Genomic DNA, 14858 nt, shown 5'->3' with positions numbered 1-14858 from the left:
CATCAGCCGGCGGGCCTATCGCCATGCAAACGCTGAAAACCTCGTCCGGCGACCTGACCGCCGACCGCCGTGCCGACTATGCTGAGATGCTTTTCGGCTCGGGTGACCCAGCGGCCGCTGCGGAATTGCTGCTCGGCGCGCTGGAACTGGCGCCGCAATGGGCGGCGGGCTGGTTTCGCCTCGGCGAGATGCAGGAAACGACCGAGCGTCTCGACCTCGCGGCGCAGGCCTGGGCGATGGCGCTGAAACTGGACCCGGCGGATCGCCTGGGTGCGGTGCTGAAGCTGCAGCTGATCGGCGAGGCGCCGGCCGCCGCGGCACCGCCCAGCGCCTTCGTCGAAACGCTGTTCGACCACTATGCCGAAAGCTTCGAGGGTGAGCTGGTCGACAAGCTCGGCTACCGGCTGCCGGAGTTTCTCGATCGCGCCATTCGAGCGGCGAGGTCCGGCCGCTTTTCGCTGGCTCTCGACCTCGGCTGCGGCACCGGCCTGATGGGCGAAAGACTGCGGCCGATCGCCGACCGGCTGGAGGGCTACGACATCTCCGCCGCCATGCTGATGAAGGCCCGCGCCAAGGGCGTCTACGACCTGCTCGCCAAGGCCGATCTGCAGCATTTTGCCTATACCGGTCCGAAAGCCGATCTGGTGGTGGCGGCCGACGTGTTCATCTATGTCGGCGCCCTCGATGGCGTGATGGAGACCGTCGCCGGCATTCTGGCCGGCAATGGCCTGTTTGCCTTTTCCGTCGAGACGCCGGCCGAAGGCGAGGCGGCCGGCGAAGCCAGTTTTGCGCTGCGGCCATCGCGCCGCTACGCCCATTCCCAAGCCTATGTCGAACGTGTGATTGCCGACAGCGGCCTGTCGGTGCTGTCGATGCAGCCGACCGTCATTCGCTGGGACCGGCGTGAGCCGGTCGATGGACTGGCCGTGCTGGCGATGCCTTGGTCCGAGGGCTGATGTCTCGTCCTGTTCGAAAATGTGACTAGGATTTTTGCGGCTGGCGCGGCATCAGATAGGATAGCTGCCCAGAGAAAGTCCGCGGTTTGGCATTGAGGAGGAACAGATGCGCTGGAACATGATGGTCTTGGCATCTTGCCTGGCAATGGCCGGCTGCGTCGGCAATTCGATGTCCGACCGGCAGGACGCGAATGTCCAGTCCTCGCTGCAATATGACAGCGTGCCTTGCGATCAATTGCTGGCTGAGCGCAACGGGCTGGCACAGCAATACAACCTGTCGACGACCGCCAAGCCGAGCTTCTCCAATCCGGCCATGGGCTTCGGCCCGTTCACGCCGGACGTCCGCTCCAAGAGCAAACGCGACACTGACATGGCCAGCGGGAAGATCGACGCCATGAACCGCTCGATGGAACGTCGCGACTGCGGCAAGCCCAACAAGCAGAAGAAGTTCGCTCTGCCGGGTTGAACCGGCGTGCCGGCCTCAATAGCCCGCCTTGCGGTCCACCAGATTGTCAAGCGTTTCGCCGCGCTCGAAAGCATCCATCTGGCGCAGCATGATCGGTGCCAGGTGGACAGGGTCCGAGGTTGCCGCCGCATGCGGCGTCACGAACACCTTGGGGTGGCCCCAGAGCGGGCTTGTCTTCGGCAGCGGCTCGACCTCGAACACGTCGAGACTCGCTTCCTTCAACGTGCCGTCGTCGAGCGCGCGCAAAATGTCGGCGTCCTTCTGCAGCCGGCCGCGTCCGGCATTGATCAGCACCGAGCCGCCGAGACCGTTGCGCTTGCGCAATTCCTTCAGCACGCCGTAATTGATGATGCCTTGCGTGTCCGGCGTCAGTGGCAACAGCACCACCAATATGTCGGTGGCGTTGAGGAAGGGGATCAGCCCGACCTCTCCGGCATAGGTCGAAACCCCTTTCATGACCCTGTCGCTGCGCGACCAGCCATTGACGGCAAAGCCCATTGACAACAGCACCGACGCCGCCGCGCGGCCGAGATTGCCGAGCCCCATAATGCCGACCGAAATGTCGCTTGCCGGCCGCTGCGGCGGCTCGTGCCAGGACTTTTTCGATTGCTGCGCGCGGTAGAGCATGCCCTGGCGGTGGTGATCGAGCACCCGCCAGACGACATATTCGGTCATGTGCTCGGTGAGATTGTCGGCGACGATCTTGACGATCGGCACGTCGGGCAGGCCGGGATCGGCGAAGATGTGGTCGACGCCGGCGCCGATCGAGAAGATGGCGCGCAGATTGGGCAGCGACTTCAGAAGGTTCGGCTTCTGCTTCCAAACCACCGCATAGGTGATCGACGGGTCCGAAGCGCCGTCCGGCTCCAGCACCACCTCGCGCTCGGCCGACAGCAGCTCGCGCCAGCGCTGCGGATGAAAGCCGGTGACGGCAAGCAGGATTTTGCCTTTTTCCATTTGCGGATTTTTCTTCCCTGTTAGTCCGGCCTGAGCAATTCCAGGAAAAGTGTGAAGCGGTTTTCCGTCCGGAATTGCGTTAAAAAAGATATCTATTCGCTGACGATGCCGACCGGCGCCGTCTCGATCCTGAACGCGGCCGAGATCAGCGCTTTGGTATAATCGGTCTGCGGCCGTTCGAAAATCTGTTCGGACGGGCCGGCTTCGACGATCCTGCCATTGCGCATGACGATGACGTCGTTGGCAAGGGCGCGAATGACCTTCAGATCGTGGCTGATGAACAGATAGGCAAGGTCATGCTTGGCTTGCAGATTGCGCAAGAGGTCGACCACTTGCGCCTGCACGCTCATGTCGAGCGCCGACGTCGGCTCGTCCAGCATGACGAAGCGCGGATTGAGCACCATAGCGCGCGCAATGGCGACGCGCTGGCGCTGGCCGCCGGAGAATTCATGCGGATAGCGGTTGCGTGTGGCTGGGTCGAGCCCGACCTCTTTCAGCACGGCGACCACCTTGTCGTCGCGCTGGTCGGGCGACAGCTTCGGCTCGTGGATTTTCAGCCCTTCCTCGATGATCTCCGACACCGACATGCGTGGGCTGAGCGAGCCGAACGGATCCTGGAAGACGATCTGCAGTTCGCGCCGCAGCGGTCGCATGGCGTTGAAGGAAAGCTGGTTGATGTCGCTGCCGTTGAACTGGATCGTGCCGGTCGACGAGATCATCCGCGCCAGCGCAAGGCCGAGCGTCGTCTTGCCGGAACCGGATTCGCCAACCACGCCCAGCGTCTGGCCGGCGCGCACGGTGACGTCGATGCCGTCCACCGCCTTCACATTGTCGACGGTGGTGCGGAAGAACCCCTTCTTGATCGGAAACCAGACCTTGATGTCCTTGCCGGTCATCACCGGCTTGGCGGCGTCGTTGGCGGCCGGCGGCCTGCCTTTCGGCTCGGCCGCCAGGAGGTGCTTGGTATAGGCGTGCTGCGGGTTGGCGAAGATCTCCTTCGTCGGCCCGGTCTCGACGATCTTGCCTTTGGTCATCACGCAGACCCGGTCGGCGATCTTCCTGACGATGCCGAGATCATGGGTGATGAACAGCATAGACATGCCTTTGCGGCTCTTCAGTCCCGCCAGCAATTCGAGGATCTGTGCCTGCACGGTGACGTCCAGCGCCGTCGTCGGTTCGTCGGCGATCAGCAGTTCGGGCTCATTGGCCAGCGCCATGGCGATCATGACGCGTTGGCGTTGGCCGCCGGACAGCTGGTGCGGATAGGCGTCGAGGCGTTTTTCCGGCTCGCGAATGCCGACCTCGTTGAGCAACGCCAGCGTGCGCGCCTTGGCCTGGCGGTCGCCCATGCCCTGGTGCAGCGCCAGGATCTCGACGATCTGCTGCTCGATCGTGTGCAGCGGATTGAGCGAGGTCATCGGCTCCTGGAAGATCATGGTGATCTTGTTGCCGCGCACGCTGCGCAGCTGCTTTTCGTTCATGGCCAGCAGATCGGCGCCCTGGAACAGGATCCTGCCCGAGGGGTGGTTGGCCGTCGGATAGGGCAAGAGCTTCAGCACCGACAGCGCCGAGACCGATTTGCCCGAGCCGGATTCGCCGACCAGCGCCACCGTCTCGCCTTTGGCGAGGTCGAAGGAAATGTGGTCGACGGCTGTCGACTGGTTGCCGCTTTGGGTGAAGACGACACTGAGATCGCGGACGGAGAGCAGGAGCTCGCTCATCGGAACGCCTTGCGCGGATCGAACGCATCGCGCGTCGCTTCGCCGATGAAGACCAGCAACGACAGCATCAGCGAGATGACGACGAAGCCCGATATGCCAAGCCAGGGAGCATTGAGATTGCTCTGTGCCTGTTTGAGCAATTCGCCAAGCGACGCGGTGCCTGGCGGCAGGCCGAAGCCGAGATAGTCGAGCGAGGTCAGCGTCGAAATCGAGGCGCTGACAAGGAAAGGCATAAAGGTCAGCGTTGCCACCATGGCGTTTGGCAGAAGATGGCGCAGCATGATTGTGCGGTTGGACACGCCAAGCGCGCGGGCGGCGTTGACATATTCGAAGTTGCGGGCACGCAGGAATTCGGCGCGCACCACGCTGACCAGCGACGTCCAGGAAAACAGCAGCATCAGCCCGAGCAGGATGAAGAAGCCCGGCGGCAGGATGGCGGCGACGATGAGCAGGAGATAGAGCAGCGGTATCGCCGACCAGATTTCGATGAAGCGCTGAAACAGGAGGTCGGTCCAGCCGCCGAAATAGCCTTGCAGCGCGCCGGCCGCGACGCCGATCACCGACGAGCCCGCGGTCAGGATCAGTCCGAACAGCACGGAAATCCTGAACCCGTAGATGATGCGCGCCAGCACGTCGCGCGCCTGATCGTCAGTGCCCAGCCAGTTCCAGTTGCCGACAATGCAGTCAGGATCGGTGGCGCCCTGCGGATACTGGCTGCATCGCTTCTGCGCGTCGTATTCCCATGACGGTTTTGCCGGAGCGGCGTCGGGGATCGCATTGTTGACGGTGCGATAGGAATAGCGGATCGGCGGCCAGATCATCCAGCCATTGGCGTTGATCTCGTCGCGGATGACCGGGTCGCGATAGTCGGTGACGGCGTAGAAACCGCCGAATTTTTCTTCGGGGTAGGCGACCGCCACCGGGAACAGGATCTCGCCCTTGTAGTAGGCGACGATCGGCCTGTCGTTGGCGATCAGTTCGGCAAACAGCGACAGCACGAACAGGGCGAGGAATATCCACAACGACCAGTAGCCGCGCCGGTTAGCCTTGAAGTTCTGCCAGCGCCGCTTGTTGAGCGGCGACAGCCAGGGCCGCGCGATCCTTGTCGGTGTCGTCTCGGCTGCGGCCTGCGTCATCAGACGTCTCTCCGCTCGAAATCGATGCGCGGATCGACCCATGTGTAGATCAGGTCGGACAGCAGCGTCACGAACAGGCCAAGCAGCGAAAATATATAGAGGTTGGCGAACACGACCGGATAGTCGCGCGCCAACACCGACCTGAAGCCGAGCAGCCCGAGACCGTCGAGAGAAAAGATGTTCTCGATCAAAAGCGAGCCGGTGAAGAAGGCCGAGATGAAGGCAGCGGGAAAGCCGGCAATGACGATCAGCATGGCGTTGCGGAACACATGTCCGTAAAGCACCCGCCGCTCCGACAGGCCCTTGGCCCGGGCCGTCACCACATACTGCTTGCGGATCTCTTCCAGGAAGGAGTTCTTGGTCAGCAGCGTCGTCGTGGCAAAGGCCGACAGCACCAGCGCCGTCAGCGGCAAGGTCATGTGCCAGAAATAGTCGACGATCTTGTCCGGCCACGAAAGCTGGTCCCAGTTATCCGACACGATGCCGCGCAGGGGGAACCAGTCCCAGAACGAGCCGCCAGCGAAAAGCACCATCAGCATTATGCCGAACAGGAAAGCCGGTATGGCGTAGCCGACGATGATCACGCCGCTGGTCCAGACGTCGAAGGCAGAGCCGTCCTTGACCGCCTTGCGAATGCCAAGCGGGATCGAGATCAGGTAGGACAGCAGCGTGATCCACAGCCCGAGCGAAATCGATACCGGCATTTTCTCCAGGATCAAGTTGAGCACCGAGATGTCACGGAAATAGCTGTCGCCGAAATCGAAGCGGGCATAGTTCCAAATCATCATGCCGAAGCGTTCGAGCGGCGGTTTGTCGAAGCCGAACTGCTTTTCCAGCTTCTTGATGAATTCTGGATCGAGCCCTTGCGCGCCGCGATATTTCGAACCGGTGTCGCCGGCCACATCGAAATTGCCGCCGCCGCCGGCATCGCCGCCGCCGCTGCCGAGGCGGTCGCTGCCGCCCTGGTTGGTCAGGCTGGCGATGACCTGCTCGACCGGTCCGCCCGGTGCGAATTGAGTGACGACGAAAGCGACCGCCATGATGCCGAACAGGGTCGGGATCATCAGCAGGATGCGTCGCAGTATGTAGGCTCCCATCAGGCCGCCAATCCTGCGCGAACGGTCATGTCAGGCTTTGCCAATTTTCGCCGCCTTGCCCTTGTCGACCCACCACAGCGCCTCGACCGGAAAGTCGAAATCAGGTTTCCGCTCGGGAAAGCCGAACATGTCCCAGTAGGCGCTTCGGTGATTCGCCAGGAACCAACTTGGAATCCAATCGCGACGTGCACGCAAGACCCGGTCGAGCGCGCGCATGGCAATTGTCAGGCTTTCGCGATCCTCGGCGGCGCCCGCGGCGTCGACCAGGGCGTCGATGGCCGGGCTCGATGTTCCCGGCAGATTGCGTGTGCCGGACAGGGTAGCGGTTCGCGAGTGGAAAAAGGTTTCGAGGTCGTCTCGGGTTGGTGTCGCCGGAAACCGGGCCGCAACCGAGATAAGATCGTAATCGAACAAATTCTGCCGCAGCTGATACTGAGCCGCATCCACCAGCCGGATCGAGGCATCGATGCCGACTGCCTTCATGTTTTCGACCCAGGGCGAATAAACCTGTCCGAAGACTTCGTCGTCGACAAGGATCTCCGCCGACAACTGACCGCCCTTGTCGTTCACGGCGAAATTGCCTGAGCGTTTCCAGCCGGCGTCAGCCAGAAGCCTGGCCGCCTTGCCAAGCAACTGACGGTCGCGGCCGGAGCCGTTCGACACGTCTTGCATCACCGCTTCGCCAAAAGCCTCGGCCGGAATCTGGTCACGCAGTGGTTCGAGAAGAGCCAGCTCTTTCGGTGACGGCATGCCTTCGGCGCGAAAATCGGATTGCTCAAAGCAGGATTGCGAGCGCTCATACGAACCGTAGAAGAAGTTGCGCCGCGTCCATTCGAAGTCGAAGCACAGTCCCAGCGCCTGGCGCACGCGCGGGTCGCGGAATTGCTCGCGCCGCTGGTTCACGGCGGTGGCCTGCATGGATGGCATCGTTTCGGCCGGGAATTCATGTTTCACCACCTTGCCGGCAATGAAGGCGGGGAAGTCGTAACCCGTCGCCCAAATGCGAGACACGGCTTCCTCCTTGTAGAGGATCTCTCCCTTCTTGAACGCCTCGAAGGAAGCGTTGCGATCCTGGTAGAACTCGACGCGGATGCGACCGAAATTGTTTTGACCACGATTGACCGGAAGGTCGTTGCCCCAATAGTCGCCCACACGCTCATATTCGATCCACGCCCCTGCCGACCAGCGGCCAACCTTGTAGGCGGCTGACCCCAGGGGCGGGTTCATCTGCGAGGAATCGAACGGGTTGGCCGTATAGAAAGCCTTTGACAGGATCGGGAACGCGACGACGTTGAGGATGGTCCGGCTTGTCTGCTTGCCCGAGAACTTGAGTTGCACCGTGCGGGCGTCCACGGCGATCGCGTCATCCAGATGCGTCAACGGCAGCGAATAGTCGGGATGTCCCTTGTCCTTGAGCAGCTTGAAAGTGAAGGCGGCGTCCTCAGCCGTCAGTGGCGTGCCGTCATGGAAACGGGCCTGCGGGCGAAGCGAGAAGGTGAAACCGTTGCGGTCGTCGGAAATCGTCACCCCGTCCGCGACCAGCCCGTAGACGGCGTCAGGTTCGTCGAGCGCCCTCACCATCAGCGAGTCGAAGCACATTTCCATGCGCTGCGGCGAATCGCCTTTGGGGACGAACGAATTTAGCGTGTTGAAGGTAAGGGGCGTCTGGTTGGAGCCCCAGGTGCGAGGCAGGAAATTGAAAGTGCCACCTTGCGGCGCATCGACATTGACGTAGTCGAAATGGGTGAAGTCCGGCTTGTATCTAAGGTCGCCGAAAGCGGACAATCCATGCAGTTTCACGCCCGTTGGGCTGGCGGCGAAGGCCTTGCCGCGCAACAGCGCAGCGGCGGTCGCTGCGGCGCCGAGCGCCAGGAAATCGCGGCGAGGAAGCGCAGCCATTAATTGCTGCCCTTGTATTTGGCTGCGAGCGCCTTTTCTTTGTCCGCATCGATCCACCAGGAATCGATGTCGGCGCCACGGTAGCCGGGCTGCTTTTCCGGGATGCCGAACTTGTTCCAGTAGGCGAGCCATACCACGGCGCGGTAGTATTGCGGCACGACATAGTAATTCCACAGCAACACACGATCGAGCGCATGGGTGGTGACGACGAGGTCATCGCGATCCGTGGCAAAAATGATGCGGTCGACAAGTGCATCGACGACCGGGTTCTTGATGCCGGAATAGTTGCGCGATGCCGGTGTGTCGGCGGCCTTGGAGCTCCAGAAGTCGCGCTGCTCGTTGCCGGGCGATTCCGACTGCTGAAGCTGCCCCGTGATGACGTCATAATCGAAATTTCTGACACGGTTCGTGTACTGGCTCGGGTCGACGATGCGCAATGTCGCATCGACGCCGATCTTGCGCAGATTGGCGATCCAGGGGCTGGAGATAACCTGGTCGGTTTCACCCGAGCCGAGGATTTCAAACTTGAATGGCTCGCCGGTCTTGGCGTTGACCATCTTGCCGCCCTTGATCACCCAGCCAGCCTGGGCAAACAGGTCGACCGCCTGCTTCAGATATTTGCGCTCGGCCTGCGGCGAATCGTAGACGGGCAGCTTGAATTCCTGCGTGAATAGCTCCGGCGGCAGCTTGTCGCGGTACTTTTCCAGGATCTCCAGTTCCTTGCCTTGCGGCAGGCCGCTCGAGCCCAGTTCCGTGCCCTGGAAATAGCTGTGTGTGCGGGTGTTGAAGCCAAAGAACAACGTGCGGTTCATTGATTCGAAATCGAAGGGGTAGGTGAGCGCGGCCCTGACCAGACGATCGGCAAACAGCGGATGTCTCTGGTTGAGCATGAAAGCCTGCATCGGCTCAGGTGAGGTGGTCTTGAACTCCTGCTTGATTATGTCGCCCGCCTTGATCGCCGCGAAATCATAAAACGTCGCCCAGCGCTTCGAGCTGTTTTCCGGCTTGATGTCGTCGAGGCCGCCCTTCTTGAAGGCCTCCCAGGAGGCGTTGTCGTCAAGAATGTAGGTGAAATGCTGGGTGTCGAAATTCTCGCGGCCGATCTTCACCGCCAGTTTGGCACCCCAATAGTCGGGCACGCGCTGCCAGACGATCTCCGAGCCGGCTTTGAAGCTTGCGATCTTATAGGCAGCCGAGCCCAGTGGCGGTTCCAGAGTCCCCTTGGTGATGTCGCGCTTCTTGCCGTTGGCGTCGGTGCCTTCCCACCAGTGCTTGGGCAGCACGACGAGATCGCCGAGGATCTTGGGCAGTTCGCGGTTACCCTTCTGGCTGAAATGGAACTCGACCTCGCGGTCGGAGATGGCCACCGCATCGGTGACATTTTCGAAATAGCGGCTGTACATCGGGCTGTTGGCCTTTAGCACCTGGAACGACCAGATCACGTCGTCGGTGGTGATCGGCTGGCCGTCATGCCACTTGGCCCTTGGATCGAGCCGGTAGGTGGCCGAGGAATAGTCGTTCGGGTACTTGTAGGCATCGGCGATGAGCGGGTGGCTGACGCTGCCTTCGTCAGTCGCCTGGTCCATCAGCGTGTCGTAGAGCAGGCCACCGCCAAATGGCTGCAAGCCGGCGGCCGGCGAGCCCTGCACGATGTAGGGATTGAAGCTGTCGAATGTGCCGGAAACCACCGAATTGTAGGTGCCGCCCTTCGGCGCATCCGGGTTCACATAGTCGTAGCGCTGGAAATTCTCGCCATATTTGGAAGGGCCGATCAGTGAAGAGGTGGTGTGCCATTCATCCGCAGCGGCCGCTTGCAAGCCGGCAGCTACAACGACTGCAACCAGCATGGACCTCAGAAGCGTTCGGCCAACCGTCATGCGTTCTCCTCTTCGCGATGCCCGGCGATCCTAGATGATTTGACGCCGGTGAAAACCGCCATGCGCCGGCTTTGTCGCCACATATGCAGTTTTCCTAACAAAAAAGCCGGGCTGAACCCGGCTTTTCTGAGGTCATCGAGATGACAATTTGGTTATTTGGCAGGCGCTGCCGGAGCCGCACCTTCAGCGGGCTTTGCCGGGGCCGCGCCCTCGGCGGGCTTGGCCGGCGCCGTTGCATCAGCGGCGGCACCTGGGGTCGGCAGCGGCTTGGGGCTATCCGACAGCGTGCGCAGATAGGCGATGACGTTGGCGCGGTCCTCGTCCTTCGGCAGGCCGGCAAAGCCCATCGCCGTGCCCTTCACGAATTTCTTCGGCGAGGTGATAAAGTGATTGAGATTGTCGTAGGTCCAGTGCTCGGCGCCGCCCTTGGAAAAGTCCTTCATGCCGGCCGAATAGGCAAAGCCTTCATGCTCGGCGACGGGACGGTCGACGATGTCCCACAGGTCCGGGCCGACCTTGTTCGGGCCGCCCTTTTCGCCGGAATGGCAGGCCTGGCATTTCTTGAATACGGCCGCACCCTGCTCGACATTGGCCGTGGCCAGCAGGTCGGCAATCGGCTTGGCTTCAACGGCTGGGCCGGCACCGCCGCCTTCGGCAGGCTCGGTCGCCTCGATGGCGTAGCCGGGCTTTTCCGGAGAGGGCGAGGCAAACAGCGCGTCAGACACCAGACCGACCGAGAAAACGACGAAACAAGTTCCGAGCAATCCGGCGAGCAGCTTGTTGACTTCGTTGGAATCCATGCGCCCCTTGCTCCCTTTTCCGGCGGACCGATCGTCCATTGCGTCCGTCGGTATCCTGACCCGCCCCGTCGAGCGGTCAAATCGGGCGGAAACTAGGTCTTTTGCTCCGGCGTTGCAACACCTATAAGGGCGCTTCCAGTGAGACCTTTTGCCACTTTTCCCATAGCCTTTTCGGACGCCAGCAACCCCTAATGTCCACGCTCATCCTGATCCCAGCCCGCATGGCCTCGACACGCCTGCCGGGCAAGCCGCTGGCCGACATTGCCGGCGCACCGATGATCGTGCATGTCGCCCGCCGCGCCGCCGAGGCCGGGCTCGGCCGCGTGGTGGTGGCAACCGATACGCAAAGCGTGGCGGAGGCGGTGCGCGCGCACGGATTCGAGGCGGTGATGACGCGCATGGATCATGAATCCGGCTCCGACCGCATTTTCGAGGCGCTGAGCGCGCTCGATCCCGGCCACAAGGTCGAAACAATCGTCAACGTCCAGGGCGACCTGCCGACCATCGATCCCGAGATCATCGGCGCGGCGCTGCGGCCGTTCGAGGACGCTACGGTCGACATCGCCACGCTCGGCGTCGAGATCGTCCGCGACGAGGAGAAGACCAACCCGAACGTCGTCAAGATCGTCGGTTCGCCGCTGTCGGCGACGCGGCTCAAAGCGCTCTATTTCACCCGTGCCACCGCGCCCTGGGGCGAGGGGCCGCTCTATCACCATGTCGGCCTCTACGCCTATCGGCGCGCGGCGCTTGAACGCTTTGTGGAACTCAAGCCGTCGCCGCTGGAGCGGCGCGAGCGGCTGGAGCAGTTGCGGGCGCTGGAGGCCGGCATGCGCATCGATGCCGAGATCGTGCAATCGCTGCCGCTCGGGGTCGACACGCCGGAAGACCTCGAACGCGCCAGACAAATTCTTTCCCGAGACCTTTTCAACCTGAGATATCGGCATGCCTGAAAAGACCAACAGAATATCCTTCCAGGGCGAGCCCGGTGCCAATTCCGACACCGCCAGCCGCAACATGTTCCCTTCGATGGAGCCGTTGCCGTGCCCGACCTTCGAGGATGCCTTCAACGCGGTCGAGACCAACAAGGCCGACCTCGCCATGATCCCGATCGAGAACACCATCGCCGGCCGCGTCGCCGACATCCATCATCTGTTGCCGGAATCGAAGCTGCACATCGTCGGCGAATATTTCCTGCCGATCCACTTCCAGCTGATGGTGCTGCCGGGCGTCAAGCGCGAAGAGATCAAGACCGTGCACAGCCACATTCATGCGCTGGGCCAGTGCCGCAAATACATCCGCAAGAATGGCTGGAAGCCAGTGGTTGCCGGGGACACGGCGGGCTCCGCCAAGCTGGTTTCGGAGCTCAAGGACCGCACCATGGCTTCGCTCGCGCCGGCGCTCGCCGCCGAACTCTATGGGCTCGACATCATCGAGAGAAATGTCGAGGACACGGACTCGAACGTCACCCGCTTCGTCGTCCTGACCAAGGACAAGCGATTGGCCGAACGGCCCTCGGCAGATACCAAGATGATGACGACCTTCATGTTCCGTGTCCGCAACGTGCCGGCCGCGCTCTACAAGGCGATGGGCGGCTTCGCCACCAACGGCATCAACATGACCAAGCTGGAGAGCTACCAGCTCGGCGCCTTCACAGCGACGCTATTCTACGCCGATATCGAGGGCCATCCCGACGATCCATTGGTCAAGCTGGCGCTCGACGAACTGCGCTTCTTCTCGCGCGAAGTGCGCATTCTGGGCGTCTATCCCGCTAGTGAGTCGCGCGAGCAGTGGAAGGTGGCGGACTAGACCAGGAGGGTCAGCGGCACATAGTCGATTTCGAGAAATTTCTCGACTTCCGGGACCCAGCGGTCGCGCACGAAGGCGACGTGGTCGGGATGCTCGTTGTATCTGGTGTAGGCGGCCTGATCGACGAACTCCATCGAGAAGCCGAAATGGTAGTCGTTCTTGGGGCTGACTTGCCGCAGCGGCTCGAAATGCGTGACGCCCTTGATGGCGCTGAGGATCCGCTTGGCGTCGGAGAGGAATCTCTTTTCCTCCAGCGAGTACTGCGGGTGCTTCAGCGTGAAAACCACGGTGTGACGGATCATTTTTTGCTCCCGTTATCCCTACTTACTCGCTATCGACCCAGGCGCGGATCAGATGATGCGCGATCGCGCCTTTCGGCGGCGTGACCAGATTGTCCTTGTGCGTCCTCTCCAGCATAGAGCGCACCTCGTCGCGGAAAAACCAGCGGCAATCTTCCAGCTCGTTGAGGTCGGCCTGGATATCCTCGTTGAGCGGTTCGCCGAAACAGCCGATCATCAGCGAATAGGGGAACGGCCAGGGCTGGCTGGCATGGTAGACGACGCGGCCGAGCCTTATGCCGGCTTCCTCCAGGGTCTCGCGGCGCACCGCAGCCTCGATCGTCTCGCCCGGCTCGATGAAGCCGGCGAGCGCCGAGTACATGCCGGGGCCGAAATGCCGGCCGCGGCCAAGCAGGCATTTTTCGCCTGTCACCGTCAGCATGATCGCCACCGGATCGGTGCGCGGAAAATGCTCGGTGCCGCAGTTCGGACAGTGCCGCTTGTAGCCGCCGGCACGCATTTCGGACTCGGTACCGCATTTGCTGCAGAATCGATGGCTGGCATGCCAGGCGAGCAGCGCCGCCCCTTGCGCCAGCGCGCCCGCCGCCGCCTCGTCGATCAGCCCCTGCATATAGACCGAGCGATAGTCAATGGCCTTGATGGTCTCCGGCAACTGCTCCGGCTCGATGCCGACCGGCACAGCCAGCACCGGGCCGCTCCCGGAAAAGCCGAGCAGCACGCCTTGTGCGAGTGATGGTTGCAGCGACTGGCTTTCAGCCAGATCGAACCATGGGTCGAAGCTGCCATCATTTAACTTCAGGTGCAGACGGCCAGCATGCATCAGCAATAGCCTGGCGGCAGGGTCGGCGAGCGCCTTTTCGACGGAATCGTCGGCGCGGTTTTCGGATTGCCGATCGATCGTGTTGCCGGCGAAACCGACGAAGTGGCTCGGCTCGCGCAAGGGCGCGTCAAACAGGCGAAAGGTCATGGAAGCTCAAAACGTCTAGAGCATGATGCCGAAAAGTGTGTAGCGGTTTTCGGACGACATCATGCTCTCTTTCTTTGATTTGGAGGCGGATTCAGATTTCAGGTCGAACGGACCTGAAATCATCCGGCTCCAGGGATGGACACTCGCCGTTTATAGCGCCGCCTTTATCTGTTGCGCAAACCGGCGGATGTCGGGGCGTTGATAGGGTTCGCGCAAGCCGTGGCCCCAGACCGGGCCGGGCCAGCCCGGATCGCCTTCCGAGCGGGCGATGACATGGACATGCAATTGCCGCACGATGTTGCCGAGCGCGCCGGTATTGATCTTGGCGCAGCCGGTGGTTCTTTTAAGTGCCTGCGCCACCATGTTGGTCTCGAAGGTCAGCATCGCCTGGTCGAGCGGTGTCAGGTCGTGGATTTCCTCGATGCCGGGGCGCTGCGGCACCAGGACAAGCCATGGCCAGCGGCGGTCGTTCATCACGCGCAATTCGCACAGGCCGAGCCACATCAGCTGCTCGCTGTCCGCCTCCAGTCTGGAGTCGAGCGTGAATCCGGCCTTGAGGCCCGGCAGCATTGGCGTTTCCCTTGCGTTTCTCGCATTATTTCCCAAACTCAGAACGCTAGAGCGGCTGCACGGGGGCTGCAAGCGATTCATTGAGCGGCGAAGCTCGAGGGTGCCGGATTCTCAATGCACCCTTGCATTTCATCGCTGAATTGCCGATATGGAACCCGGGAGGTTGGTGGTGGACGATCCACTCGCCAACCGGGTCAGGTCCGGAAGGAAGCAGCCCTAACGAGCCCGGAACGGGTCATTGTTCCAGCCTCCCACCTCATCGGCCACTCTCGCGACATTGACGACGCATTGCAGCGCGGGCGAGACT

The 14858-nt window shown here is 61.9% G+C and carries 14 protein-coding genes and 1 other RNA gene; 5 read left to right on the top strand and 10 right to left on the bottom strand.

What is annotated here, in order from left to right; all coding sequences use genetic code 11:
• Window positions 1-23 precede the first annotated feature (23 nt).
• Window positions 24-956: a methyltransferase domain-containing protein gene (locus ACWTU9_RS01265; RefSeq protein ID WP_455856739.1), complete on the top strand. Its 933-nt coding sequence runs from the start codon at window positions 24-26 to the stop codon at window positions 954-956.
• 106 nt (window positions 957-1062) lie between these two features.
• Window positions 1063-1422, top strand: a complete 360-nt coding sequence (locus tag ACWTU9_RS01260; RefSeq protein ID WP_455856738.1) for a hypothetical protein — start codon at window positions 1063-1065, stop codon at window positions 1420-1422.
• Window positions 1423-1437: 15 nt separating this feature from the next.
• Here ACWTU9_RS01260 and ACWTU9_RS01255 read toward each other — a convergent pair whose 3' ends face one another.
• The 7 genes from ACWTU9_RS01255 to ACWTU9_RS01225 form a co-directional block, all read right to left on the bottom strand.
• Complete coding sequence (locus ACWTU9_RS01255; protein WP_455856737.1) at window positions 1438-2379, bottom strand: 2-hydroxyacid dehydrogenase; 942 nt, start codon at window positions 2377-2379, stop codon at window positions 1438-1440.
• Window positions 2380-2471: 92 nt separating this feature from the next.
• Complete coding sequence (locus ACWTU9_RS01250; RefSeq protein ID WP_455856736.1) at window positions 2472-4100, bottom strand: ABC transporter ATP-binding protein; 1629 nt, start codon at window positions 4098-4100, stop codon at window positions 2472-2474.
• Window positions 4097-5236: an ABC transporter permease gene (locus ACWTU9_RS01245; RefSeq protein WP_455856735.1), complete on the bottom strand. Its 1140-nt coding sequence runs from the start codon at window positions 5234-5236 to the stop codon at window positions 4097-4099. Before ACWTU9_RS01245 ends, ACWTU9_RS01250 begins: the two co-directional genes overlap by 4 nt.
• The gene (locus ACWTU9_RS01240) at window positions 5236-6333 is read right to left on the bottom strand and encodes a microcin C ABC transporter permease YejB (RefSeq protein ID WP_454588125.1); all 1098 of its coding nucleotides are present in this window, start codon (window positions 6331-6333) and stop codon (window positions 5236-5238) included. Before ACWTU9_RS01240 ends, ACWTU9_RS01245 begins: the two co-directional genes overlap by 1 nt.
• A 30-nt stretch (window positions 6334-6363) precedes the next feature.
• A complete protein-coding gene (locus tag ACWTU9_RS01235) occupies window positions 6364-8232 on the bottom strand; it encodes an extracellular solute-binding protein (protein WP_455856734.1) in 1869 nt (622 codons plus the stop codon).
• Window positions 8232-10109: an extracellular solute-binding protein gene (locus ACWTU9_RS01230; RefSeq protein ID WP_455856733.1), complete on the bottom strand. Its 1878-nt coding sequence runs from the start codon at window positions 10107-10109 to the stop codon at window positions 8232-8234. The genes ACWTU9_RS01235 and ACWTU9_RS01230 overlap by 1 nt, the downstream gene beginning before the upstream one ends.
• A 152-nt stretch (window positions 10110-10261) precedes the next feature.
• Window positions 10262-10909, bottom strand: a complete 648-nt coding sequence (locus tag ACWTU9_RS01225) for a c-type cytochrome (protein WP_455856732.1) — start codon at window positions 10907-10909, stop codon at window positions 10262-10264.
• A gap of 191 nt (window positions 10910-11100) precedes the next feature.
• Between ACWTU9_RS01225 and ACWTU9_RS01220 the strand changes: the two genes are divergently transcribed.
• Window positions 11101-11859, top strand: a complete 759-nt coding sequence (locus tag ACWTU9_RS01220; RefSeq protein ID WP_455856731.1) for a 3-deoxy-manno-octulosonate cytidylyltransferase — start codon at window positions 11101-11103, stop codon at window positions 11857-11859.
• Window positions 11852-12715, top strand: coding sequence for a prephenate dehydratase (locus tag ACWTU9_RS01215; protein ID WP_455856730.1), 864 nt, complete (start codon window positions 11852-11854; stop codon window positions 12713-12715). Before ACWTU9_RS01220 ends, ACWTU9_RS01215 begins: the two co-directional genes overlap by 8 nt.
• On the opposite strand, the gene ACWTU9_RS01210 is transcribed toward ACWTU9_RS01215, so the two are convergent.
• The 3 genes from ACWTU9_RS01210 to ACWTU9_RS01200 form a co-directional block, all read right to left on the bottom strand.
• On the bottom strand, window positions 12712-13017 hold the full coding sequence (locus ACWTU9_RS01210; RefSeq protein ID WP_455856729.1) for a Dabb family protein: 306 nt from the start codon (window positions 13015-13017) through the stop codon (window positions 12712-12714). The two genes, ACWTU9_RS01215 and ACWTU9_RS01210, sit on opposite strands and share 4 nt — an antisense overlap.
• 22 nt (window positions 13018-13039) lie before the next feature.
• Window positions 13040-13981: an NAD(+) diphosphatase gene (gene nudC, locus ACWTU9_RS01205; protein WP_454588118.1), complete on the bottom strand. Its 942-nt coding sequence runs from the start codon at window positions 13979-13981 to the stop codon at window positions 13040-13042.
• 150 nt (window positions 13982-14131) lie between these two features.
• Window positions 14132-14551 carry an HIT domain-containing protein gene (locus ACWTU9_RS01200; RefSeq protein ID WP_454576629.1) on the bottom strand — a complete coding sequence of 140 codons (420 nt, stop codon included), beginning with the start codon at window positions 14549-14551 and terminating at the stop codon, window positions 14132-14134.
• A gap of 158 nt (window positions 14552-14709) precedes the next feature.
• Between ACWTU9_RS01200 and ffs the strand changes: the two genes are divergently transcribed.
• Window positions 14710-14806: signal recognition particle sRNA small type (gene ffs, locus ACWTU9_RS01195), an RNA gene on the top strand.
• Window positions 14807-14858 lie beyond the last annotated feature (52 nt).

It is taken from the genome of Mesorhizobium sp. 128a, assembly GCF_053848025.1.
The sequence above is the reverse complement of the archived record's forward strand: the minus strand, read 5'-3'. Positions and strand labels throughout refer to the sequence as shown.